The 25,768-nt window shown below is 42.2% G+C and carries 21 protein-coding genes; 19 read left to right on the forward strand and 2 right to left on the reverse strand.

Features of this window, described 5'->3' with window-relative positions; all coding sequences use genetic code 11:
* Positions 1–243: 243 nt before the first annotated feature.
* From CHH60_RS02515 to CHH60_RS02525, 3 genes are read left to right on the forward strand one after another with little or no spacing between them, the layout of a single operon-like run.
* On the forward strand, positions 244–1,461 hold the full coding sequence (locus CHH60_RS02515) for a DNA polymerase IV (RefSeq protein WP_176475967.1): 1,218 nt from the start codon (positions 244–246) through the stop codon (positions 1,459–1,461).
* Entirely contained in the window at positions 1,458–1,823 is a 366-nt protein-coding gene (locus tag CHH60_RS02520; RefSeq protein WP_095357756.1) for a YolD-like family protein, read from the forward strand. The genes CHH60_RS02515 and CHH60_RS02520 overlap by 4 nt, the downstream gene beginning before the upstream one ends.
* Positions 1,807–2,175 carry a hypothetical protein gene (locus CHH60_RS02525; protein WP_095357757.1) on the forward strand — a complete coding sequence of 123 codons (369 nt, stop codon included), beginning with the start codon at positions 1,807–1,809 and terminating at the stop codon, positions 2,173–2,175. Before CHH60_RS02520 ends, CHH60_RS02525 begins: the two co-directional genes overlap by 17 nt.
* A gap of 519 nt (positions 2,176–2,694) precedes the next feature.
* Here the strand turns inward: CHH60_RS02525 and CHH60_RS02530 are convergent.
* Positions 2,695–3,243: a hypothetical protein gene (locus tag CHH60_RS02530; RefSeq protein WP_095357758.1), complete on the reverse strand. Its 549-nt coding sequence runs from the start codon at positions 3,241–3,243 to the stop codon at positions 2,695–2,697.
* A 227-nt stretch (positions 3,244–3,470) separates the two neighbouring features.
* On the opposite strand from CHH60_RS02530, the gene CHH60_RS02535 reads away from it, so the two are divergent.
* The 13 genes from CHH60_RS02535 to CHH60_RS02595 all read left to right on the forward strand — a co-directional run bounded on the left by CHH60_RS02535 (position 3,471) and on the right by CHH60_RS02595 (position 21,864).
* The gene (locus tag CHH60_RS02535) at positions 3,471–4,265 is read left to right on the forward strand and encodes a Cof-type HAD-IIB family hydrolase (RefSeq protein ID WP_095357759.1); all 795 of its coding nucleotides are present in this window, start codon (positions 3,471–3,473) and stop codon (positions 4,263–4,265) included.
* A gap of 236 nt (positions 4,266–4,501) precedes the next feature.
* Positions 4,502–5,521, forward strand: a complete 1,020-nt coding sequence (locus CHH60_RS02540) for a LacI family DNA-binding transcriptional regulator (protein ID WP_095357760.1) — start codon at positions 4,502–4,504, stop codon at positions 5,519–5,521.
* 434 nt (positions 5,522–5,955) lie between these two features.
* Entirely contained in the window at positions 5,956–7,146 is a 1,191-nt protein-coding gene (locus tag CHH60_RS02545) for an MFS transporter (protein WP_095357761.1), read from the forward strand.
* A 45-nt stretch (positions 7,147–7,191) separates the two neighbouring features.
* A complete protein-coding gene (locus CHH60_RS02550) occupies positions 7,192–8,379 on the forward strand; it encodes an MFS transporter (RefSeq protein WP_095357762.1) in 1,188 nt (395 codons plus the stop codon).
* A 28-nt stretch (positions 8,380–8,407) separates the two neighbouring features.
* On the forward strand, positions 8,408–9,313 hold the full coding sequence (gene aroE / locus CHH60_RS02555; protein ID WP_095357763.1) for a shikimate dehydrogenase: 906 nt from the start codon (positions 8,408–8,410) through the stop codon (positions 9,311–9,313).
* Between the two features lie 282 nt (positions 9,314–9,595).
* Entirely contained in the window at positions 9,596–11,374 is a 1,779-nt protein-coding gene (locus CHH60_RS02560) for a sensor histidine kinase (protein WP_095357764.1), read from the forward strand.
* Positions 11,347–12,921, forward strand: coding sequence for a response regulator transcription factor (locus CHH60_RS02565; protein WP_176475950.1), 1,575 nt, complete (start codon positions 11,347–11,349; stop codon positions 12,919–12,921). The genes CHH60_RS02560 and CHH60_RS02565 overlap by 28 nt, the downstream gene beginning before the upstream one ends.
* Positions 12,922–13,149: 228 nt before the next feature.
* Positions 13,150–14,751 (forward strand): glycosyl hydrolase, encoded by a 1,602-nt coding sequence (locus CHH60_RS02570; RefSeq protein ID WP_255247792.1) that lies wholly within the window; start codon positions 13,150–13,152, stop codon positions 14,749–14,751.
* Positions 14,752–14,805: 54 nt separating this feature from the next.
* A complete protein-coding gene (locus CHH60_RS02575) occupies positions 14,806–16,968 on the forward strand; it encodes an alpha-galactosidase (RefSeq protein ID WP_095357766.1) in 2,163 nt (720 codons plus the stop codon).
* A 220-nt stretch (positions 16,969–17,188) separates the two neighbouring features.
* Entirely contained in the window at positions 17,189–18,148 is a 960-nt protein-coding gene (locus tag CHH60_RS02580) for an ABC transporter permease (protein WP_095357767.1), read from the forward strand.
* 14 nt (positions 18,149–18,162) lie between these two features.
* Positions 18,163–19,101: a carbohydrate ABC transporter permease gene (locus CHH60_RS02585; RefSeq protein WP_095357768.1), complete on the forward strand. Its 939-nt coding sequence runs from the start codon at positions 18,163–18,165 to the stop codon at positions 19,099–19,101.
* 91 nt (positions 19,102–19,192) lie between these two features.
* A complete protein-coding gene (locus CHH60_RS02590; RefSeq protein WP_095357769.1) occupies positions 19,193–20,872 on the forward strand; it encodes an ABC transporter substrate-binding protein in 1,680 nt (559 codons plus the stop codon).
* A 29-nt stretch (positions 20,873–20,901) separates the two neighbouring features.
* On the forward strand, positions 20,902–21,864 hold the full coding sequence (locus CHH60_RS02595; protein ID WP_095357770.1) for a glycosyl hydrolase: 963 nt from the start codon (positions 20,902–20,904) through the stop codon (positions 21,862–21,864).
* A gap of 123 nt (positions 21,865–21,987) precedes the next feature.
* On the opposite strand, the gene CHH60_RS02600 is transcribed toward CHH60_RS02595, so the two are convergent.
* On the reverse strand, positions 21,988–23,037 hold the full coding sequence (locus CHH60_RS02600; RefSeq protein WP_095357771.1) for a YeiH family protein: 1,050 nt from the start codon (positions 23,035–23,037) through the stop codon (positions 21,988–21,990).
* 154 nt (positions 23,038–23,191) lie between these two features.
* Here CHH60_RS02600 and CHH60_RS02605 point away from each other — a divergent pair, with 154 nt between their 5' ends.
* The 3 genes from CHH60_RS02605 (at position 23,192) to trxA (ending at position 25,764) form a co-directional block, all read left to right on the forward strand.
* Positions 23,192–24,085 carry a LysR family transcriptional regulator gene (locus CHH60_RS02605; RefSeq protein ID WP_095357772.1) on the forward strand — a complete coding sequence of 298 codons (894 nt, stop codon included), beginning with the start codon at positions 23,192–23,194 and terminating at the stop codon, positions 24,083–24,085.
* A 181-nt stretch (positions 24,086–24,266) separates the two neighbouring features.
* The gene (locus CHH60_RS02610; RefSeq protein ID WP_176475951.1) at positions 24,267–25,229 is read left to right on the forward strand and encodes a zinc-binding dehydrogenase; all 963 of its coding nucleotides are present in this window, start codon (positions 24,267–24,269) and stop codon (positions 25,227–25,229) included.
* Between the two features lie 217 nt (positions 25,230–25,446).
* A complete protein-coding gene (gene trxA, locus CHH60_RS02615; RefSeq protein ID WP_095357773.1) occupies positions 25,447–25,764 on the forward strand; it encodes a thioredoxin in 318 nt (105 codons plus the stop codon).
* The last annotated feature ends 4 nt before the right edge of the window (positions 25,765–25,768 follow it).

Below are 25,768 nucleotides of genomic sequence, written 5' to 3' on the forward strand. Positions count from 1 at the left end.
CGTATCCACCTATATATTAATTAAATCAATCATGAAAAAGTCTCAGATCGACCTTGAGGGTTATTCCCTCAAGGTCTTTCTTTGTCGTAAGACACGCTTATGAAAGTTGAGTAGGACCATCCCTCCGATGAATATAAATATTTACCTCTTGCATAAAGAACGTGTGTTCGGTTTATAATATATACAAACATACGTTCTTAAAGTACAGGAGTGATTTCAGTGTTGACTAAGCAGCGAACCATTATGCTCATTGATATGCAGAGCTTTTATGCTTCAGTCGAAAAGGCGAAAATGCCTCAATACAAAAATAGACCCCTCGCCGTTGCAGGCGACCCAGCAAGACGCTCTGGAATTATTCTTGCTGCTTGTCCATTGGCCAAAGCGAAAGGTGTATCCACCGCAGAACCACTCTGGCAGTCGCTTCAGAAGTGCCCTGAACTAATCATTGTTAGACCTCATATGGAAGAATACATTGAAGTATCCACTCAAATCATGTCCATTATTGAGGAGTTTACCGATCTGGTTGAGCCGTACAGTATAGACGAATTATTCGCTGATTTTACAGGGTCTATGCATCTATTCGGTAATGATCCCGTCGATCTAGCCAAGCAAATTCAAGATAAGATCTATAATGAAACAGGGGTTTACGCAAGAGCGGGCATTGGTGAAAACAAAATCATTAGTAAATTGTGCTGCGATATGATCGCTAAAAAGGCCAATGGCGGCATTTTCCACTTAAAGAAAGAAGAATTACACCTCCACATTGGAGATAAGCCCATTCGCGATATGTGGGGGATTGGCTCAAGAATGGAAAAACATCTGTGGAAGATGGGTATCCGAACCATTAGAGACTTGGCGAACACACCACTTACCAAACTCAAAAGTAAATGGGGCGTTAATGGAGAGGTGATCTGGCGCATCGCCAATGGACTCGATAACTCACCGGTAACCGTCAACACACACAGTACACAAAAGGATATTGGCAACGGAATGACCTTGCCTAGAGATTACACAGAGGCTTGGGAGATCGAAGTGGTAATCCTCGATATCTGTACTGAAGTATGCCGAAGAGCTCGTAAAAAAGGACTGATGGGTAGTGTCGTTTCCGTGAGTGTGTCTGGAGCAGATTTCGACCATCCAACAGGCTTTCACAGGCAGGTTAAGCTGTCTGATCCAACAAACATAACCGTTGATGTGTGCAAGATCGCCAAACGCATATTTCATCAACACTGGGATGGGCAACCGGTGCGCCGTGTAGGCGTATCCCTTTCTCAATTATCCGACGCGGATACATATCAACTATCTTTCTTTGATGATCAGGAGCACAAACGGGCTATTGATCAGGTGATGGACGACATTAAGGATCGATTTGGCGACATTGCCATACTTCGAGCAAGCTCCATTACAGCTGCTGGTCAGGCAATCGATAGAGCATCTAAAATTGGGGGGCACTACAAATGAGCAAAAAACTTGAGGCCAATGGATTATGGGAATCGAGCCGCATGATGCTTCCACAACATAAAGAACGAATCATACAGCATCGTACTCAAATTCATGTTCAAGCCAAACCGCTAATTCATGAGGATGAGTGGGAGATCATTGCTCAAAATGTAGATATGTCGCTCAACTATACATTACAAGCCACCATTGAAGTGTTTAATGAGTCGGGCAATCGATATATACACGGAATCATTACTTCAGTCAGTACCGTTGGAAAGAAAATCAAAATTGAAATGCACAATGGATTTGAATGGGTCGATTTTGATCAATTGGTCACGGTCAAACTTGAAGAAGGAGGCGTGTACGGTGAGACAGACTTCTGAGGAACTTGCACTCGTGAAGAGGCTGGTAGAGCTTCCCTATCTGTTAAGTGCTCTGGAGGTAGATAAGCATAAAATATACGCTTCAAACTTTAAGATGAAATCGGTCTATGTTGATTACTTAGACGGTACCCAAAAGAAAATCGCTTTAGAGATGTACCGATCCAAACAAAGTTTAAAGGAACACCATATTAAAATCATTGATGAACAGAGATCTGAGCTAAGTTTAACGGTAAATTATTCGGTGAGAGGTTACATTCATAAAATGACGTTATTATGGAGCAAAGTGAAAGTGGATGTTACCTTAATGCTTACGGAGCATATGAACGTTGATATTACAGAATTGTCCAAATAACAACTAGAGTTAGAGCAGAAGATGGTATATAACTGCAAAGGGTGGACCATAATGCAGTTATAACCATTGTTTTCTTCTCCCGAATGGGTAAACCGACCTTTGAAGTTGAAAGGTCGGTATTTTTGTCGTTTATGGTCAGGAAGACTGATCATCTACCTAGCGCTGGAAGATAAGACGCAAGTTCCACTGGTTCTGTTCAAAGAAAGACTGGTGCGGTACGGTAATGTACCCGTCGTTTTTGAGGTGTAGGAAGGTGCTTCCAAACATTCTGGAATGGTTTAGGCAAATGTTGTCATTTTTATTCTAAACTATCCAAAACGGAATATGACATGTGCGATCCATGAGAGGTGGTTTACAGTTGACCACTGAGTTTAATGAGAATTTTGGCTTAGCTCATGTCGGAGAGGAGAGTCTCGGAGCCTTCTTCAACTACGCATCCAACTTGATTCTTTTCGTAATAATGGAAAGGGCTATTTCTTATTAATAAATCTAGATTGAAGCAGATGCAGATGAATGACCCTAATCAATGGTATAGATATCCCAATCTCGTTGTGCATTCTGCCGGATTGCATACATCAATTTTACTTCTTCAACCGAGCCGGTTGTTGTATCCAGACGTTCACCAAGAACCGTAATATGCACCTGATTCCTAATAAATGTACTTTCCTCAATGCTTTCGATACTTGAGAATTTATATTGGAACTGCTTCCCATAATAAAATTCCATCGCATCGGCAAGTCGTTCATCAACAAAACCCGATCGGTACATTTTGTGATCATGCTGCACGAGAGCAGTCAGGTTCTTTTCGAGTACACTCAGCACGGGGCGCTCATTTTCATTTAACAAGTCTTTAGCTGATTCTAGGTCAATGGTTAATCCAGCTTCAAATTCAATATTAGACGATGATTTAGTTACTGCATCTTGCGTTTTTGTTATATCGGAAGCTGCATCATATTTCAGTTCACTTTCCGATATGCTTGGTTTATCTTTTAGCAAACTATCGTTGCTACATGCTGTCAGAAAAATTAGAAAGATAGACAGGAATGTTATTACAATGGCTTTTGGCATTGAACCCTCCTTATGGCATTTGAAGATTAAACACGACGAAGTACGAATAAGTTACACTCCAGATCATTGCTCTCGAACATAATCTTAGGTGTAAATGCGTACTGATCGTTTTTCCAACCACAATGGTTGTATGCTCTTCCTTCATATCTGCAATTTCTTTTTTCGTTGACGATACCTCTTAAAGCGTAGTATTATTTTACCAATTTAGCTGTGTGAGGAGGATTCGGATGTCTACGATTAAGGCCATTGTACTGGACCTGGACGGAACTTTGCTCGGAAGTGATAAATCGATATCGCCCAGGAATGTTCAGGCTGTTAAACGATGTTTTGATTTAGGGATACATATTATAATTGCCACGGCAAGGCCGCCAAGAGCGGCAAATCAATTTGTGAAGCAGTTTCCGTTTGTAGATTACATGATTTATTACAATGGCGCTTTAGTTACATGCAAATCCAAACAAAATGAGCGCCATATTCCTATCCCTCTGGAGATCAACCAACAGATTAATACATTCATCGAGTTAAACATGCCTCAATCCATAATCTCATACGAGGTTAATGATTCATGGTACACAAGAAAACCAATTCTGGACTCGCAATGCACTCAATTCGGTATCCGTCCGAATGATCTGAAACCTCAAGTTGTTGACCAACACTATATAGACTCTCTATCCCCGACCAAAATATTAGTTCTAGGTTGTAACACATGGAAGGATCTAAGCGAGCAATTTGGTGACCATGTAAACGTGATCGCAACGGATGGAGGCGTATTGATCCAAATCATGCATAAATCAGCTTCAAAGGAAAAAGCCGTGGAATGGGTGTTAAGTGAAATTGGGGTAAAATCAGAAAATGTGATGGTGTTTGGGGATGATTTTAACGATTTAGGCCTATTCCATCTGTCCGGATTTCCTGTAGCCATGGGGAACGCGATCATTGAACTAAAAAAATGCGCCGTTTACATAACCGATTCAAATGATAATGATGGTGTGGCTAATGCCATTGGAAAATTTGTGATATAACCTACTACAGTGAAGTATTTTGACGAACTGAAACGTCAGCTTTGATACAACTTCTCTATATACGAATGAGTTGCAGAAGAAGAACACGTTCCTGTGAAAAGCAATAACATCACCGAAAGTGGTTGTAGACGAGAATATGTAGTAAAATTCTTGTTGAAGCTTTTGATATAAAAAAAAATTTTTACTACGATTCAAATAAGAAAATATATTAACATAGATAAAAGTTGGTGGAATAGATGAAAAACACAAATTCAAAAAAACGAGTAACCCTGAAGGATGTAGCGGAGCACGCCGGTGTTTCTACAACGACTGCTTCTCTGGTGGTTAGAAATAATCCCAGAATTCCACAAGCAACTCGTGCAAAAGTGTTGAGTTCGATTGAGGAATTAGGTTACATCTATGATCGAGTAGCTGCCAATATGCGATCACAAAGTTCAAATTTGATTGGCGTGATTGTGACTAATATTGCAAATAAATTCATCTCAGAATTTCTGATTGGAGCGCAGGACAAACTTGAGGAATTCGGTTACACGGTGTTACTCGGTACAACCTCAGATAATGCAAGCAAGCAGCAAAATTTAATCTCAACGATGGTTGAACACAGGATTGATGGTCTGATCCTGAATCCATCCTCCATCAGTTTAGAAAAGACCGTAAAACAGTTAAATAATCTGAAAATTCCTTTAGTGCTGGCGAATAGGGAAATGTATAATATTCATGCCGATTATGCGGGTATCGACTATGAAGAAGGAACGTACCTGGCTATCACACATTTAGCAAAAAAAGGGCATCAAAGAATAGCTTTTCTAGGCGGCATTAAAGAATCTTCGACATGGACGAAAAGAATGGATGGATACCGGAAGGCGTTTATGGATCATAATCTAGAACTCGAAGAGAGTATTATCATAGCCAGCGACCCTACAAGCGAAGGCGGAGAGGAAGCCGCGAACGTTTTATTACGTTTACCGAATCCTCCTACAGCCATTTTTTGCTTTAGTGATTTGATTGCCTTCGGAGTAATGAAGGTGTTAACTAGGGAGGGGAAGGTTGTGGGACGGGATGTAGATGTTGTCGGATTTGATAACATACCAGACGCAGAAAATTACCACCCACCACTAACAACGGTCTCATCCTTCCCTAAATCGATCGGGATTCAAGCTGCCAAGCTTCTGCATAGTAAGATTATTGGTGAAAGTGAAGGACTTCAACGGATTATTCTTAAGCCGGAACTAGTCGTCAGAGAAACATCTAAATAATAAAAATTTTTTCCAAATTGGATAAAACACAAAAACACCTCTCAGTGAGAAAAGGATCGTTACTTTAACGTTCCAAGTATCGCTGAAAGGTGTTTTTTTTGATTTATCATTCGATTACTCAAATGAAAGGACGTCCCCATAGGACGCTAAACGTGATAACGAAACAACTGTGAAATTAATCACAATATTGACACATTTTTTTTAGGGGAGTATAGTAGGTTCTGCGCAACATTGGTATATCGATATACTAGATATAACCCTTGATTTAAAAGGATGATACTTATATTTTTTTATTATTTTTGTGCATCGATATACCACGGTTTATACATCAAGGTATATTTCCGAATATAGGCGTACAAAATTGTATCATTAGGGGGCAAAGGAATGAAATTTTAACGAATTGTTGAAGTTGTATTTCGCAAAGGGGACAGCAAATGAAATTTCCGTATCTAAAAATGGGATTAGGGATTTATCTGAGTTATTTACTGCTAGGAATGGTCAATATCATGCTCGCATCCAATATGACATTTTTATCGGAGCGATTACATGTTGCCCAAACAGATATTAGCTTGCTTATTTCTGTTGTTGGGATTGGCCACTTACTAACCATTAATATTGCAGGTAAATTATCCGATCGTTATGGAAGAAAACCTTTGATCATTGCAGCTGCTGTGTTATACGCTGTTTTTCTTGTCGGAACACCATTATCAACTCACTTCCAGATTGCTCTCTTATTCGCTTTCTTTGCCGGAATCAGTAATTCGCTTTTGGATTCTGGTGCTTACCCAGCCTTGAATGAAAGCTTCAAAGAGGCAGCAGGTACGGCAATTGTGTTAATAAAAGCATTCATGTCAATAGGAGCCATCATTCTACCGGCATTAATATCCTTTTTTATGTCTAAAGAATTGTTTTTTGGTTATGCATTTTTCATACCTGCGTTTCTGTTTGCTCTGTTAGGAATGTATTTTGTAACGATTCGATTTCCTGGAATGACTACCCAGAATCCTGACAAGCAGAGAAGTGAGACAGATTCCGGTGAGCAAAGGACCGACTTGTATAGCTGGAAAGAAGGTTCTGCTCTGGTCATCATCGGTTTTTTTTCTGTGTCGTTGTCATCGGTTATTCAGACATGGCTTCCTACTTATGGTAAACAAGCTTTACTTCTAAATGAGAAGAGTGCAGTAGAGTTACTTAGTTTTTACAGCATGGGCGGATTAATTTGTGTTTTGGTGCTTGCATTCTTGTTGAAGAAATTCATTAAACCTATTACGGCAATGATCGTTACACCAGGTGTCGCAACCCTCTTTTTGGTTGTGCTGCTTGTGTCCCGTAATCCTTTGTTGGCGCCGTTTATCGCATTCTTCCTTGGTCTGTTTACTTCAGGAATGTATCAATTAGCTATGACGGTAATGATTGATTTATTTCCGGCAAAAAAAGGGGTAAGCGTTTCATACGTAAGTGCTGCTGCAAGTGTGGCTTTCATGGTTATCCCATTTGTCACAAGTTTACTCGTTAAATATATTGGCATATCCGCAGTATTTGTTTTTGACTTATGTATTGCTGTGATGAGTACATGTCTGGCGCTTTATTTATCCAAGCAAATAAGAAAGATTACTATCAAATAAAGTCTCACTAAATATTTGCTTTTAATATAAGAGGAGAGAAATGAAATGAAGAATCCATATATTAAAACGTCCCTTGGCATGTACTTGAATTATTTTATGCTCGGGATGATCAATATTATTATAGCCTCCAATATGAGTGCCTTATCCGAAAACTACAATCGACCAGTTGAAAAGATCAGCTTGCTTGTTTCTGCAATTGGTATTGGTAAGCTGATTGCTTTATTCTTTGCCGGCCGGTTGTCCGACAAAATTGGTCGTAAACCAATTATCATCACAGGAAGTTTTCTGTACTTACTGTTCTTGGTGGGTATTCCTTTAATGACAAGTTACCCCGTGGCGTTTGTATTGGCTATCACGGCTGGGATAGCGAATTCATTACTTGATTCAGGAACATATCCTGCATTGATTGAATCCTTTCCTAAGAAATCCAGCTCGGCGACGGTCCTTGTCAAAGCGATCATGTCCATTGGAGCTACTTTACTGCCATTCATTCTTGCAATTCTAGTTGCTAACGATATCTCATGGGGTTGGTCGTTTTACGCTCTGGGTGCCTTGTTCTTGATCAGTGGAATTTACTTGATCTTTATGCCGTTCCCAGCCTTTAAAACCAATTCGAAAGATGAAGTAGAAAGTGAAGGTGGAAAAAGTCGTTTCAAGGAAGAACCGAAATTCTGGGGAGAAGGACTTGCCATTATTTTGATTGGATTTACGTCCACCTCATTGTTTGTGGTTTGGCAAACATGGCTTCCAGAGCTGGGGTCTAAATTTATTGGACTGAGTGAAAATGTTTCGGTTCAGCTTCTAAGTTACTTTAGTATTGGAGCATTGGTGTCGGTTCTATTGCTTGCAGCTGTACTGGATAAGCTCGTTAAACCAATCACTGTTATGATTCTATACCCATTGATTGCCTTCTTATCCATGCTGAGCTTGTTCTTTGTTCAATCGTATCCAATTGTTATTATTATGACATTTATCTTGGGATTATCTACTTCTGGTACCTTCCAATTGGCTATCACTGTGATGACACAATTTTTCGTCAAGAACAAAGGAACGACAACGTCGTATGTGAATATAGCAGGAAGTCTTGCTTTCATATTGATTCCTTTCATCTCCAGCTTCTTGGTGGGACAGGTGGGTATTTCGATGACACTTGTACTTGATATGATTATTGCACTTCTGAGTGCATTGCTGGCAGCATATGTGCTTGTTCGTAGCAAAAAAGTGTTTCGTTAATAAATATAATGTATAAGGAGTCTTTACAATGAATAATTACGATAAAAACCTTGCAAAAATAGATGCCAAAACGACTTTGGTTGGATTACTCGCTACACCAATTGGACATAGCGTTTCCCCACAAATGCATAATGTGGGTTATACAATAAGTGGCTTGAATTATGCCTATTTGGCTTTTGAGGTTGGACCGGACAAGTTGAAAGAAACAGTTGAGGGTATGAAAGCGATGGGCGTTGCAGGATTCAATGTATCCATGCCTAATAAAATGGATGTCATTCAGTATTTGGACGAGTTAGATGATACTGCGAAGTTCTCACGAGCCAGCAATACGGTTGTAAACAAAAATGGCAAGTTGATCGGATATAATACGGATGGATTAGGTTATGTTAAAAATCTTGAAGAACATGGAGTCGACTTACAAGGGAAAAAAGTAACTTTAGTTGGCTCTGGAGGTGCTGCAACACCAATCGCCATACAATTGGTGCAGTCCGGCATTAAAGAGATCAGCATCTTCGCAAGAAATGACAAATTCTTCTCCGCAGCAGAAGAGAATGCAGCATATATTAACAACGAAATGAAAGACTTTGGCGTGAAGGCTAACGTTTTTCCTTTAGAAGATAAAGAAGCATTTCGTAAAGAAATCGCTGAAAGTGCTGTTTTGGCAAACGCAACAAGCTTGGGCATGAAACCATTAGACGAATTAAGTATCGTTGATGAGATGACCGATGTATTGCGCAAAGATTTGATTGTGACAGATGTGGTTTATAATCCTCGCAAAACCAAACTATTAACACAGGCCGAAGCTGCTGGTGCCAAAGCGATCAATGGTCTCGGTATGGTCTTGTGGCAGGGCGCACTTGCTTATAAACTTTTTACTGGGGAAGATATGCCCATTGCAGAGGTTAAAGAAATCGTATTTGGTAAAGAAGTATAAAAAGAGATCAGGGCATGTCATTAATTCGTAGACCTATTGTCTAGGGACAAAAAAATGCTTCCATCGAAGCCGCTATTATTAGCGGCTTTTTTGATTTTTTAGGGAACTACGTTATGTCCCATGCAGTAGATAAGAAGCGTGTACCTTTGCCGAAATGGAAAAGAACGTTAGTTCATTGCTAACCATACCTCATCAAAATGTTTCATTGACTATCTAAAAAGAGAAGAGTACATTTGGTTTTATGCTAAAAGGAGAACTAAATGTAGGAAAGAGGATCGTGCTATGCGTTTTATGCGAAGACTAAATGACATCAGACTTAAAAGTAAGCTGTCCTTGATATTTATAACGGTGGCTGTACTCCCGCTTTTAGTAAGTGGTATCTATCTAACAAGCAAGTTGAGGGAAGTCATGATCCTGAACGCCTTTGAGCAAGCAACGAATAACGTAGAACGTGTCCAAAAAAGAACCGAGGAGGTAATCAATGTAGCCATAGATATTTCCTATCAACTCTCCAATGATAACCGGATGAAATCCATAGTGAGCCGAAGCTATGAAAGCTATAACGAAATTATTCAAACCTATCGTCAATACACGGACATTCGAGATTATATGCGGCTGTATAAAGAGATTAAGTCAATACGGTTATACACGGACAATCCAACCATGCTTAATAACTGGGAATTTATGCAGCCAGATGACCGAACAAAAGAGTCTGATTGGTTCAAGTCTGCCTTAAGTCAAAAGGGGCTGGCTGGTTGGGGCTATATTGAGGATGAGCGTGATCAAAAACATTACCTCAGCCTTGTTCGAAAAATCAATCTGGATGATCTGAAAAATGAGAGTGTTTTGGTTATTAACGTGAATTCTGATTTACTGAATTCAATTCTGTCTCAGGAGACATTTTCCACGATGATTGTGGATGACAACAACCATATCGTTGCGGCCAATCGGCCAGATCTTTACGGTAAGAACCTCGCTTCTGTACACGGAGGGAGCAACATGATGTCTCAAACCCAGGGCAGCTACGAAGCTGTCATGGATGGAAAGAAATCCAAGGTGGTCATCGCAAACGTAACTCCTCAAAACAGCTGGAATGGATTCCGCATTATTTCCGTTTTTACGGTATCGGACATTCTGCAAGATGCAAACGCTATCATACGTTTGGCCACTTTGGTGATAGGTGGATGTCTAATCATTGCAATAGTGCTTGTTTATATCTCCGCATCCTTTATAGCAAGAAGATTGCTCCGACTCAGTAAACATATGTCCCGAGTAGGCACGGTATCCTGGGATACATACCTAGACCTCGACGGAAAAGATGAGATTGGACAACTATCTCGGCAATTCAATGATCTGGTTCACCGGATCAGTGAACTGATGTTTGAAGTGGAAGAAAGCAATCAGCAGAAACAGTTATTATTACAAAAACAAAATGATATCAAATTCAAGATGCTGGCAAGTCAGGTGAATCCCCACTTTCTGTTTAATACACTTGAATCCATCCGAATGGAAGCTCATCTTCGCGGGGAAGAGGGGCTGGCCCAAGCCGTATGGCAGCTAAGCATGTTGCTCCGAAACAGTTTGGAGGTCGGAAGCCGTCAGATTCCGTTATCGGATGAGTTGAATATGGTACGTTGTTACTTGGAACTACAAAAATTTCGATATGAAGACCGGCTTCAATACAGTATGGAAATCGATCCGGAAACCGAACAGATAGAAATCCCACCGCTGATCATTCAACCTTTGGTTGAAAATTCGATCGTCCACGGGCTAGATCGCAAAGAGGGCCCAACGCTGATCACTATTCGGACTAAGTTTAATGATCAGAATATGCTTTTGATCGAAATCCACGATGATGGCGCAGGTATTTCACCCATGAAAATGAGCCGGCTAGAAAAACAGTTAACGGGCTCCGATGAGTCAGGGGATCGTATTGGTCTTCGTAACGTAAATGACCGATTGGAACTCACCTACGGTACAGCTTCAAGGCTCACCATCAATAGCATAGAGAAGAAAGGCACCTGTATCACATTTTGCATACCGAAGGAGGGTCGAACTTAATGTTTTCAGTGATCATTGTTGATGATGAACCCAAACTACGGTTGGGGTTGCAAACGTTAATACCTTGGAAAGAATTGGGGTTCGAAGTGATTGGAACAGCAGCTGGTGGGAATGAAGCGCTTCGGATATTTGAAAAAACGATTCCTGATGTATTGTTGGTGGATATCCGTATGCCGGGAATGGACGGACTTGAACTCCTTCAGGAAATCCGCCACCGTGGCTGGCCAAGTCATGTTATTATTCTCAGTGGTTATGCTGATTTTGAGTATGCACGCCAGGCCCTTCAATTCGGCGTCGATGCTTATCTGTTGAAACCGGTGAACAAGGAAGAACTGTCGGCATCTCTCCAAAAGATTCACGAACAGCTCTCGAAGGTGCACGAAAAAAGCCTGTTACAACAAACAAATACGCCAGAATGGATACTTTACTCCTTACTAACCGGTAAACATGCGTTAGATGATTCCCTTTTGAGTGAATGGTCAAACTCATTTGAAGTGAACTGGACAACCTATCAAATTGTTTTAATTGCCTTCTCTGGCCTGGACCAAGAAGAAAGCGAACAAATTCAGAATTTCAAGGATGTGGTGAGCAGAACCTATGCTTCCGGGCGTCAAGGAGTCGTATTATATTTCGCTCCGTACATCGTCCTGCTGCTTGGTAGCTCTCCTGTAAGCGAAGCAGGGTGGAGTGAACTCTATAAGAACCTTCAACTCTTATCGGGAGAGCTTCGATTCGAAATGGACATAGCGTTGGGCCAGCCTGTTCGGTCACTAGATAACATCATTCATTCTTTCAAAACGGCACGATCTCTTTTGGAATATAGTTTCTTTTACGATAGGGGAAGGCTCCTGACCGAGGAAACACCAGAATCTTATCGACAGGAAACGGATCAACATTCAGGATCTTACCTATCCAGCAAAGAAGAAGAGGCCTTCAGGCTCCATTACCTGGTCGATGTTGGACATGCAAGTGCGATCTCTTCTTTTTTAAACGAAATAGCATGGCAGCAAGTGGCTGCTCAAGCAGAGGAAAAGCAGATTCGTGACCGTTTCTTCTACCTGGCCAATGAAACGGTTCGAAAAGTCCATCCACGTGTCTGGTCTATGAGTGGTTATCCAGGCGAGCCGGCCCAATTTCTTGCTGAAGTATATCATTCCCGTTATATGCGGGATCTCGTTGACCGAGTATCAGTTGTCATGGAGAGGCTGGCCCAATGTGCAGATTATAACAGCAAGGATAATGAAATGAAACGATTGCTGGATTATATAGATCGCCACTATGGAGATAATCTAAAATTGGAAATGCTGGCCGTCTTGTTTAATTACAGCAGCTCCTATTTGGGTCAACTTTTCAAAAGTTATACAGGAGAATATTTTAACGCATATCTTGACCGGATACGGATCCAAAAAGCGAAGGAATTACTGGCTCAGGATATGAAGGTATACGAAGTCGCTGAAAGGGTAGGATATTCAAACGTCAATTATTTTTATAGTAAATTTAAAAAGCTGGAAGGAAGATCACCTTCTTTCTATCAGAAAAAAGAATGAGCAAAACTCCTCTACTAATGGAATTAACGAATAGTAGGGGAGTTTTCTGTTATTAGTATGTAAATAAAATGAGGTTTTCTGAAAACATAGATAATTTTAGAATGAAAGGATCTGAGATTTATGATATGTCCTGGATGTCCCTGTGCCAATATAGTGGATACGAAAGGAGGGAATACAATCATTTGAAAGCGATAACAGAAATGCCATGAACAGAGGGGAGGCAATAAAATGAAGGGAAAATCAGGTTCACCTATTAGATATTCAACATCAAACAATACGTATTTTATGATTGGATCGGCCATTTTCGTTCTGTATATCCTCATGTTGAGTTTTACTCATTCCAGGGTGGAAGCAGCTATTACGGTACCGGGATTTGTTGTTGAACCCCATACTTCTTCTGATCAAAACCAGGCCATAATTGCCACATTCAAAGATGCTTCAATCGAAGGGTACGGGATCAAGAAACGCGATGAGACAACAGCCAAAGCGGAGGACCATCTCTATGATGGTACAGGTTATATCTCTTATTTTTTTGAAGAGGATGAAAAGGCCACAGCTCAGAAGGGAAGCACTACATTCCAGGTTAAAGCACCGGAAAATGGGCTTTATGAGTTAAGTTTGGGATACTACATCCCAGAAGGAAATGGGGATAAAGCGACTTCCATCCAAGTAAATGGTTCGGGAGCCGGCGAGCTGACGCTCAGTGCGCCAAAGCCAGGGACGGTTCGAGCAGAAAAAAAGATGACAAAGGTGCTTCTGAACAGCGGTAATAACTCCATTCAAATATTACGGGGGTGGGGGTACTATGGCATTGAGTATATCAAGCTTGAACGTGTAGAACCCCGCATAACCACGCAAAAAACAAAGATGGATCCCTTAAGCAACTCCAAAGCATCCCCGCAAGCCAAAGCATTAATGAAATTTATGACCAACCAGTACGGAAAAAAGATTATATCAGGGCAGCAAACCCTAGAGGACGCAACGTGGATATACCAGCAGACTGGTAAGTACCCTGCACTGGTTTCCAGTGATTTGATGGATTATTCTCCATCCCGTGTGGAAAACGGAAGCACCTCGAATGAGGTAGAAAAGATGATGGAGTGGTACAAGCGTGGAGGCATTGTCTCCTTAAGCTGGCACTGGAATGCGCCGAAAGGAATCGGCGGCAATGAACCAGGCCACGAGTGGTGGCGGGGGTTTAATACAGAATTCACAACATTCGATGTAGAGTATGCCCTGAATCATCCGGAATCGGAAGATTACAAGCTTTTAATCCGGGATATTGATGCGATCGCTGCTCAATTGAAGCGGCTGCAGGAACACCATATTCCCGTACTTTGGAGACCGCTGCATGAAGCGGAGGGCGGCTGGTTTTGGTGGGGAGCCAAAGGTCCTGAACCTGCCAAAAAATTGTATAGATTAATGTACGAACGATTGACGGAGAAGCATGAGTTAAACAACCTCATTTGGGTTTGGAACTCTGTTAAGGAGGAGTGGTACCCGGGAGATGATGTGGTGGATATGGTAAGTGTCGACATTTATAATCCACCCGGTGATCACAGCCCGAACATTGCCAAGTACGATGAGCTCTTGTTTCTGAGCAAGCATAAGAAACTTGTGGGACTCGCCGAAAATGGGCCTATTCCCGATCCTGATCTGCTGCAGACATACGGTGCACATTGGAGCTATTTCAATACCTGGACTGGCGATGTTCTGCGTGACGGTAAAACGAATACAAAGGAACATTTGAAAAAAGTCTACAATCATGACAACGTGATCACACTGGATGAACTTCCCAAGGGATTGTACGGCAGTCCTAGATGGAAATAGCATTCATTTTATTATTGAGCAGGAACAAACCAGTTTAACAGGAGTGAATAGTGTATGGCCATTTATATTGACGAGTCACAGCATATTTTTCATCTGCAATCCCGTGTAACCAGTTATGTTATTCAGATCGTAGACGGTTTTCCATTATTGGTATACTGGGGTCAACGGTTGTCTGAGAAAGGGAATTTAGAGAACCTTGTACCGAGGTTGGAAAAAAAGGAACCTGATTCTATGCCTCAGGAGTATCCGCAATATGGAGCAGGTGATTTCAGGTCGCCTGCCTATCAAGTTCAGCTTGAAGACGGAAGCCGAATCACAGAGCTTCGCTACAAAGGGTATTCCACAGGAGCCGGTAAACCGGGAATTGAAGGTTTGCCTTATGTGTACACGGAGTCGGATGATGAAGCAGATACCTTGGAGCTGGAATTGGAGGATGCATATTCAGGATTGACCGTTTTACTACAATATAGCATCTTCATGGATGGGGCTATTACCAGATCTGCGTCATTTAAGAACAATGGTCAGAGTACCGTTAGACTTTTACGTGCGCTTAGCGCCAATGTCGATTTATATGGTAAGAGCAATTATGAGTTATTATACCTTGCGGGACACTGGGCACGAGAAGCCCAGCTTCAGCGCAGGCCGCTGGGCCCAGGAGGTACAAGCCTTGGGAGTAGACGCGGAATGAGCAGTCATCAGCACAATCCTTTTGCGGCTGTGGTTAGCCCGGGTGCCGATGAGGAGCATGGTGAAGTTTTTGCAGTGAATTTGGTGTATAGCGGTAATTTTCATGCTGAAGCAGAAGTCGATGCTTTTGGAGTCGTTCGTTTGGGCATCGGGTTGAATCCGTTTGATTTTTGCTGGATGCTAGCTCCCGGTGAATCCTTCCAAACCCCTGAGGCTGTCTTGGTATATTCAAATGAAGGGATCGGAGGCATGTCCCGAATCTATCACCGACTCTATCGTAACCGTTTATGCCGCGGAGTACATAGGGATAAGGAGCGCCCGATCCTTGTGAATAATTGGGAGGCTACTTATTTTAATTTTACCGCAGATAAGATTGAAGCCATTGCCGAAACTGGCTCTCAACTAGGGATTGAACTGTTGGTGCTGGATGACGGTTGGTTTGGCAAACGTGACAGCGACAACAGCTCTCTCGGGGACTGGGTTGAAGATCGTCGAAAGCTTCCTAACGGTTTGCGTGACTTGGCTGAACGAATTGAACGTCAAGGCCTGCAATTCGGTTTATGGTTTGAACCTGAAATGATCTCACCCGACAGTGAACTGTATCGAAAACACCCGGACTGGTGTCTGCACGCAGAAGGCCGCAGGCGGACCGAAGCGCGATGGCAATTGGTGCTGGACCTTTCACGGCCGGAGGTCCGCGATTATCTGTACAATGCAATGGCTGATATCTTTGCCAATGTACCTGTTTCCTACGTGAAATGGGACATGAACCGCCCATTGACCGAAATCTGCTCCGCAGCGGCTTTACCCGAAAATCAACAGGAGATTGCACATCGGTATGTACTTGGACTCTATGAACTTATAAATAAATTGACTACTGCATTTCCGCAAATTTTGTTTGAGAGCTGTTCCAGCGGCGGAGGTCGGTTTGATCCCGGAATGCTCTATTACATGCCACAAACGTGGACAAGTGATAACACGGATGCCGTTGAACGGCTGAAAATCCAATACGGAACAAGCCTGGTGTATCCCGTTAGTACCATCGGCGCTCATATCTCTGCCGTTCCGAACCATCAAGTCCACCGGGAAACCTCGCTTAAATTCAGAGGAGACGTCGCAATGTCGGGGAATTTTGGTTATGAACTTGATCTGACCCAGTTCACCGATGCTGAGAAAATCCAGGTGAAGGAACAGGTGGCCATGTATAAGGAACATCGATCCCTCATACAAAAGGGTGATTTATTTAGACTTCGAAGTCCTTTTCAAGGCAATGAAACCTCCTGGATGTTTGTTTCGGAAGATCGATGTGAAGCGATCGTATTTTATTTTCAAGTGTTAGCCAAGCCCAATCCTGCTACGGATGTTCTTCAGCTCAGAGGCTTGGATCATTCGTATACGTATGAGGTGAGTGGAGAGAGTGGACACGTGGGATCATTCCATGGGGACCGTTTAATGCAAGCAGGATTGATTATCCCGCCTCTTACAGGAGATTACACCAGTGTGTGGTTTAAATTAAGAGCTGCTCATTGAGAAGATCAAGTAAATATAGAATTTTTTAATTAATACTATTCAATGTCCTAAAAAGTCCTCTGCCTTGTTTAACTGCAGAGGACTTTTATATATCACTTTATGAAAATATTAATGAATTTGCTGAAAAGAGTATAGATTTTTGAATGAAATTGTAATGGATCTCTGATATGTTACCAAAATTGTAATCGCTTTATGATGAGAGAAGAAAGGGGGGGATGAAATGAAAGCGATAACAGAAGAGAAAAAGTTTCGCATGCATCAACAAAAAAAATCACAAAAGTGGAAAGTGTTCAAAAATCAAAAGTACTTGTACATGATGTCATTTCCATTTGTGATTTGGGTGTTTGTTTTTCAGTATTTGCCTTTATGGGGTTGGACGATGGCATTTCAAAACTACAGACCGGGCAAAGGGTTTTTCGATCAGAAATGGGTTGGATTCGATCATTTTCAGGCACTTTTTCAGGATGAACACTTCTATCTGGTGCTAAGAAATACGCTGGCCATGAGCCTTATGGGACTGGTTGCAGGATTCGTGTTTCCAGTATTGTTCGCCGTGATTCTGAATGAGGTGCGGGTTCAGTTTATGAAGCGTTTCGTACAAACGGTTTCTTACCTGCCTCACTTTGTGTCTTGGGTCGTGGCCGCTGGAATCGTCATTAAAATGCTGTCAACCGACGGAGGCGCGATAAACGATTTGCTCTTGGGGCTGAATTTAATAGACCAGCCCATACAATTCATGGCCAAGGGGAATTTGTTCTGGGGAATAGTGACCGGAGCGGATGTTTGGAAGGAGACCGGTTGGAATGCCATTATTTATTTGGCGGCCATTTCGGGGATTGGGCCTGAACTGTATGAGGCAGCGAGGGTCGACGGAGCCAGTCGATTAAGACAAATATGGCATATTACACTCCCGGGCATCAGACCAACCATTATCGTACTGTTTATTATGTCGATTGGCCATCTCGTTGGAATCGGATTTGAAAAACAATTTTTGCTTGGCAATCACATGGTCAGTGATTATTCCGAAGTATTGGATCTGTATGCATTGAATTATGGTTTATCCATGGGGAGATATTCCTTCGGTACCGCTATAAGTATCTTCAACTCGGTAATTAGCGTGATTTTGCTGTTCGTCGTGAATGGCCTCTTCAAAAAATTCGCTAACGAGAGCATTATGTAAGAGGAGGAACAGACATGGAAGCATTCCAGCAGACACCTTCTTCTGTCAAACCCAAACGACCGAAGATTGGCGCAAAATCTCCCCAAGACTTGATTTTCGACACCTTTGTTTATGTATTCATAGGAATTGTCACTATTGCGACTCTTTATCCTTTTTTGAATGTGCTTGCTATTTCGTTCAACGACTCCGTGGATACCGTACGGGGTGGAATATCTATTTTTCCTAGACAATTCACTCTGGAAAATTATAAGCTCATCTTTAGTTATGAAGGGTTGATCACCGGCTTTAAAATATCGGTTCTTCGAACGCTTATAGGGACACTCGCGGGTCTTGTAAGTGGATCCATGGTCGCTTATACACTGGCTCGAAGAGAATTTCAGGGAAGACGTTTTGTTTCCGTATTTCTGGCGATTACCATGTATGTGTCCGGCGGGTTGATTCCTGGTTTTATCCTTATTAAGAATCTGGATCTGATTAATACATTCGCGGTTTATATTTTGCCCGGACTCGTAAGCGCCTTCAATATATTTATCATCCGTTCATTTATTGATGGCATCCCTTATGCACTGCAAGAATCAGCCAAGCTTGATGGGGCTAATGATTTCACCATTTACTGGCGTGTCATACTCCCGCTTACCAAGCCTGCACTTGCAACTGTAGCCTTGTTTCTTGCTGTGGGGCAATGGAATTCTTGGTTTGATACGTACCTTTATAATGGGTCAAATGATTCCCTGACGACCTTGCAGTATGAGCTTATGAAAGTGCTTCAGAGTACAACTACGAATTCTAACAATATACGCGGGGAAAACATGTCCCAATTGATGTCGCAGGTGTCTCCTGACGCTGTGAAAATGGCGATTACCATCATCGCAACCGTGCCTATTCTCATTGTTTATCCTTTCTTGCAGAAGTACTTTGTTAAAGGCATGACGCTGGGTGCTGTTAAAAGCTAATGAGACACTGAAACGTCAATGACTTAGTATTCAAGCGATATGTTATTGGCCTATTCACCTTAAATAATCTGAATTATGGGGAGTGTTTGTTTTGAAAAAGGGAACCCGAAAAACAACGGCAGCCATACTTTCAGCGGGTCTGTTACTCAGTCAGCTCGCAGCTTGCAGTGGAAGCGGTGGAGGGGAATCCGCCGCTGGAAACGGAACGGATCCGATTACGCTTTCTTACTTTTCAGAGGATGGGAGTCCTAACTGGAACAATATGAAGGACCGCATAGGAAAAGTCATTACAGAGAAAACAGGCGTCGTATTGGATGCTGAATTCGCAGTGGGAGACCCTGTGCAAAAGGTATCGATCATGGCCGCCACCGGTGAAGTTCCCGATCTTATAGCTGCAAAGGCTGATCTGGGCAAGCTCGTGGATGTAGGAGCAGTCCTTGACCTAACTGACTTAATTGATGAACATGCGCCCAACATTAAAAAAATGCTTGGCGATAAAATCGTTCGTGCCAAGTACAGCTTAGAGGATCAGGCCATTTATGCAATTCCAACCTGGTCTGCCATCGAAGAACGAAAGTTCAAAGCCGACGGTGGTTTCCAGCTGCAGCATCGTGTTGTGAAGGAAGCCGGATATCCCGAAATCCGTACAGTAAAAGACTATGAAAAGGTAATTACAGACTATTTGGCTAAACACCCAACAGATGAAAACGGCAACAAAAATATCGGACTCACCATTAATGCGGATGACTGGCATATGTATCAGGTGACGAACATGGGATTCTTTACGACAGGCGCGCCGGATGATGGTGAATACTATGTGGACCAAGAAACATTCGATGTAACTTACCATTTTAGACGTTCGGAGGAGAGAGAATACTTCCGCTGGTTGAACCATATGAATGATATCGGTTTACTGGATAAGGAAAGTTTCGTGCAAAAGACGGATCAGTTCAAATCTAAAGTGTCATCCGGTCGTGTGCTTGGTCTGATCGACCCTGCATGGGATTATGGCGATGCTCAACAAGCACTGAAAGCTGCGGGCAAATTTGACCAGACTTATGGTCATTATCCAGTAACGTTGTCTGATGAGTATAAGGATACAAATTTCTGGTCCGCTGGTTTTGATGGGGGATATGGAATAGCGATTTCCAGCGAATGCAAAGATCCGGTAGCTGCCATCAAATTCTTGGATTACCTCGCTTCAGAAGAAGGTCAGATTCTGATGAACTGGGGGATCGAGGGACAAGACTATGTTGTCGAGAACGGAAAAAGAATTGTACCGAAGGAAGTTCAAGAAAAGATGGACCGTGAAGGTAGTGCCTACATGAAGGAATCCGGTCTTGGACTGTATTGGAACCTTTCGGTTCATTATGGGGATGGCATTGAGGACTCGACAGGCAATTACTTTACGAAAACGAACAGTGATCTTCTGACAGCCACCTATAGTGGACCTGAAAAAGAAGCCTTGGCTGCTTACCAAGTCGAGCACTGGAGAGATCTTTTCCCGAAAGAAGAGGAGTTTCCTGAAAGGAAGGCCGGTGCGGTATACAATATTTCACTGCCAAGTGATAGTCAGGCAACAATTCTAATGGCCAAAATGAAGGATATCACTTGGAAACGAATTCCTGAGGCAGTTATGGCCAAACCGGAAAATTTCGATAAAGTCTGGGATGAGTACATGGCTGAATTGGAAAAAGCAGGAGTAGAAGAGATGGAAGAGGCTTTTGGTCAGTATGTGAAAGATCGCGTTAAACTATGGAGTGGTCAATAACCCTTCCATGATCAGAAAGGCAGGCAAAGATGAAAACGATACCTTGCAATCCTAATGCATCGGAAGAAGTACGGTCAGTGCTCAACTATTTGAGCAAGATTCAAGGAAAGGGCATCATTACAGGACAGCATACACAAACCATGGCGCAGGAAGAATTGAACTACGTTAATCAGGTAACAGGGAAATGGCCTGCGCTATGCGGATTTGAGCTCCTCGGTTATTCTCCAAATATCAATTATGACGATAGTGGTGAAGAGTGTTTGCTGGAAGTCGCTGAAAATCAGGATACACTACAAAAAGCTTGGGAGTGGACGGAGAAAAAAAGAGGACTGATTACATTTACATGGCATTGGTTTTCTCCTCTTGGTGGACGGGACAAAAGTTTTTATACAGAACATACAGATTATGATGTGAGGAAAGCCATTGTAGAGGGGACCCAAGAACACAAAGCTTTGTTGTCCGACATGGACCATATGGCCGATATTCTCCGGGAATTTCGTGATAAACGCATCCCTATCTTGTGGAGACCCTTTCATGAAGCGGAAGGCACCTGGTTTTGGTGGGGGAGTCAAGGTCCGGCTATTGCGAAAGAGTTGTACCGTATCATGTATAAGCGATATACGTATGATCATGGTTTGAATCATTTGATTTGGGTTTGGAATTCACCTTTAGTTGAAGGTTATGTCGGAGATGACGTGGTAGACATCATTTCAAGGGATATGTATCCCCCGGCCCATCAACATACCGATTTACGTGAGGAGTATGAGGAACTGATAGGCGTCACACGCACCCCCAAATTGGCTGCCATCGGTGAGATTGGACCCGTACCAAGCATCAGAAACTTATCCGAATCGCGTATTCCATGGTTATGGTTTATGACGTGGTCCCGTGATTTTGGGCAGACAGAGAAGTTTACGACCAATAATGAGTTACGCAGCGCATATCATTGTGACTATGCTATTACACTGGACAAACTGCCAAAGCTTTATTGATATTGCTAGGCAAGAGAATTTTCATGAATAGCCGCTATATTAGCGGCTTTTTTCAGTTATCATAGTAAGGTTAGTCCGACTTATGGGGTTCTAAGGTGGGATAGATGGCACATACTTTTTCCATCAGCCAAGATTAAATAGCTTTAAAAATACATATCCGATGAGGGAAAGAACGATGGAGCCAATAAAGCCGGCTGCAAAAGCTTTTAGGCCCAATTGCCGAAACGTAACTATATCTACACTAAGACCCAGACCAGCCATGGCCATAGCAATCAGCATATAAGCGGCAAGAATGATTAGATTCGTCAAATCTGAAGGAATAACCTGCAGCGTATTGAGAGCACTCATCATGAGGAATCCAAAAATAAACCAAGGGATCGGGAGGGATTTCAGGCTTCTTTTATTCAACTTGCTGTTTCCTGAATTTTTGGATCGATCCAATCGATTCGTCCAGAATCCAATCAAGATAGCGACGGGCACCAACATGGCTACACGCGTTAATTTAACAATGACAGCCAGGTCAACAGCATCTTGACCCACAGGTTCTGCAGCTGCAATCACATGTGCGATTTCGTGTAAAGTAGCACCTGAAAACACGCCATATTCGGATGCAGACAAGTGTAGAAATGGATATAGAAGGGTGTAAACCATCGTGAAAATTGTTCCTAGAATCGCTACAGTAGCTGCACCGATGGCGGCTTCTTCGTCTTTGGCTTGGATCTGAGGTGCAATGGCTACAACTGCTGCGGCTCCGCATATCGCTGTTCCGCATGCAGTTAATAGCCCCAAACGTTTCTCGACGTTGAAAAATTTTGCAATGCCATACACAACAAAAATAGTGATGGTAATGTTCAGGAAGGAGATCAAGACAACCTTGGGTCCCGCATGAAGAATGTCCTTCAAATTGAGCCGCATGCCAAGCAAAATGATTCCATATCGCAGAAGCTTTTTAGCTGAAAAGGAAATTCCGCTTACCATATGATCAGGTACTTTCCTAACCGCTCTCCAGATCATGCCAAACAAAATGGCAAGTACAAGCTGGCCCATGATGTGTAGAAAAGGAAAATTGGCTGCATATTTGGCAGCAAGCGCAAGCATTAGAGTAAGCCCAATTCCCAGCACAAACCCTTGTTTATTCTTTTTCTCTTGTTGCATGACAGAAGTTGAATTCATGGATATCACGTCCGATTTCTTTATTTCTTGTTCACTTGTAACTATAATTAGTTATGATTGAAAAGAGAAATACCAGAATGAAATGCTTATCATAACAAATCATAATGATTGAAATGATATTTGAGGCTAAATACTATCAAGGGAGATGCACTTTATGATCGTGGAAAGCTTGAAAGTATATATAACTGTAGTGGAACAGCGCAATTTTTCTAGAGCGGCAGAACTATTGCATTTATCACAACCCGGTGTTAGCTTACACATTCGTAAATTAGAGAAGGAATTTGATGTTAAGTTAATGCATCGTTCGCCCAAATGGGTGAAACTGACGGAGGCTGGGGAGCTGCTATATGTACGTGCCAAGGAAATGGTGAATCTATATGAGTCGGCGAAATTGGATATTGCCAGATTGCAGGATGATGTTAGTGGCTCATTGCAGATTGGAGCTAGTTTTACGATTGGAGAATATGTTTTACCTCGCCTATTTTCGTCATTTGCCAGGCAATACCCTGAAGTGGCCATGGAAGTATTCATCGGTAATTCATCTCAAGTTGTGGAAGCAATTCGAGATAATAAAATGGATTTTGGTTTGATTGAAGAGGACATTGAGGCCCAAGATCTGACCGTGACACCATTCATGAAGGACGAATTGATTATTGTGGCAGCGGAAGGATATCCTCTTAACGCTTCGGTGAATGCGGATCTGGAACAATTGCAAGATCAAGTGTGGATACTTCGCGAAATGGGATCAGGAACCAGATCATTTAGTGATCGATTTCTGGCTCAGACAGGACTCCGGGTAAACCGTTCTTATGTGTTCAACAGCAGTCAGGGCGTCAAAGAAGCGGTGTTCTCAGGATTAGGCATCGCCATGTTGTCCCGCTGGGTTGTAAAAAGGGAGTTATCCGCTGGCATGTTGAAGGAAATCACCATTCCAGATATCCACCTTGAACGAAACTTTTCCTTAGTTCGCCGGATAGGTCATATTCCTACCAGAGCAAACGAGGTTTTCGCGGAAAGAATGCTGAAACTGGATGGTCATTTTATCTGATCTAAATCACTTACAGGATAACACTCTATATTGATCAACATTTTCGATATATAGACAATGGTGCTGTATTTCGGAATTGTAGTACGAGAAGTTAAATTGATCAATTATTCAATCTTTCAATTGAATAATATTGATTATTTCTCTATACTACTATTACTAACCGAAATAGGGGGAAAAACGATTGAAGAAAATGAGAGCAATTCAAGTTCCGGCCAAAGGAGAACCTATGAAATTGGTTGAAATTTTGGTACCTGAACCTGCAGAAGGGCAAGTACTTCTTCGAATAGAAGCATGCGGAATCTGTAGCGGGGATTCAAGTACAATCAAAGGATTTGCTCCAGCGTATCCGCGAATTCCTGGCCACGAAGTCGTTGGTATAGTTGATGAGCGAGGTAATGGATCGACAAAGTGGGAGATTGGGCAGCGTGTAGGCTTGGGGTATCATGGTGGACACGATCAAGTGACAGGATTGACCATCGACGGTGGGTACGCAGAGTTCATGATCGCATATGAAGATGCGCTCGTTTCTATACCCGACGAAGTCTCTTCTGAAGAGGCGGCTCCTTTACTGTGTGCCGGTGAAACTACATTTAGTGCGTTAAGAAATAGTCCGGCGCGTCCAGGTGATGTAGTTGCCATTTCGGGCATTGGTGGATTGGGACATCTTGCCGTCCAATATGCGAACAAAGCTGGTTACCGAACAGTGGCAATATCCCGTGGAGGGGATAAAGAAGGCTTGGCCAGAGAACTCGGGGCACATATTTACATTGATTCGGAAAAAGAAGACCCCGCCACAGCTCTAAAAACACTTGGTGGAGCAAAAGTTATTCTTGCCACGGCACCAAATGCTAGCGTAATTTCTTCTCTTATTCATGGCCTGGATACGGGCGGCGAACTGATTATTGTAGCGGGATCACGGGATCGTCTAGAGTTATCAGCAATGGATTTCTTAAAGGGGTCTCATTCTGTGAAGGGAACATTCACTGGAAAGTCTAAAGAAATTGAAGCAGCAGTCCAGTTTAGCGTTTTGACTGATGTACGGCCAATCATTGAAGTGTTTCCTCTAGAACGGGCAAGTGAAGCATATGAAAAAATGATATCAGCAAAGACAAGATTTCGAGCAGTCTTAAGTATGTCTGAATAAAAATGTGAAATCACCTTGCTATGTTTAGTGTTCCTCGAACGAATTCCCTTCGTGTTTTTTTACTTAAGAATGGTCGACAAACTTGAGACGGGGGAGAGTTCATAATAAATAGTAAATATAAAACGATGTTGACATAAGTTTTTTGCTGTTCTATAATTCAATCAATCAATTGAATATAATATCGATTGAATAATATATATAATAGGAGGTATTCCTTATGAGTGCAGTTTCATTAAATAGTCAGACCTTTCAAAAACAAATAGAGTCAGGCATTACGCTTATCGATTTTTGGGCAGCGTGGTGTGGTCCATGCCAAGTTCAGCTTCCCATCATTCACGAATTAGCTGATGGTCTAGCAGGAAAAGCTACAATTGCTACGGTTAATGTGGATGAACAACCTGAGCTTGCCTCGCAATTTGGTATTCGGAGCATTCCAGCGTTACTTTTGTTTCAGGAAGGCAAACTGATTGAAACAATGATTGGAATCCATCAAAGAGATGTACTCAAAACCAAAATTCTTAACCTTATCCAATAATTAA

It is taken from the genome of Paenibacillus sp. 7523-1 (assembly GCF_002276415.1).
In the GTDB taxonomy this organism is placed as follows: domain Bacteria; phylum Bacillota; class Bacilli; order Paenibacillales; family Paenibacillaceae; genus Paenibacillus; species Paenibacillus illinoisensis_A.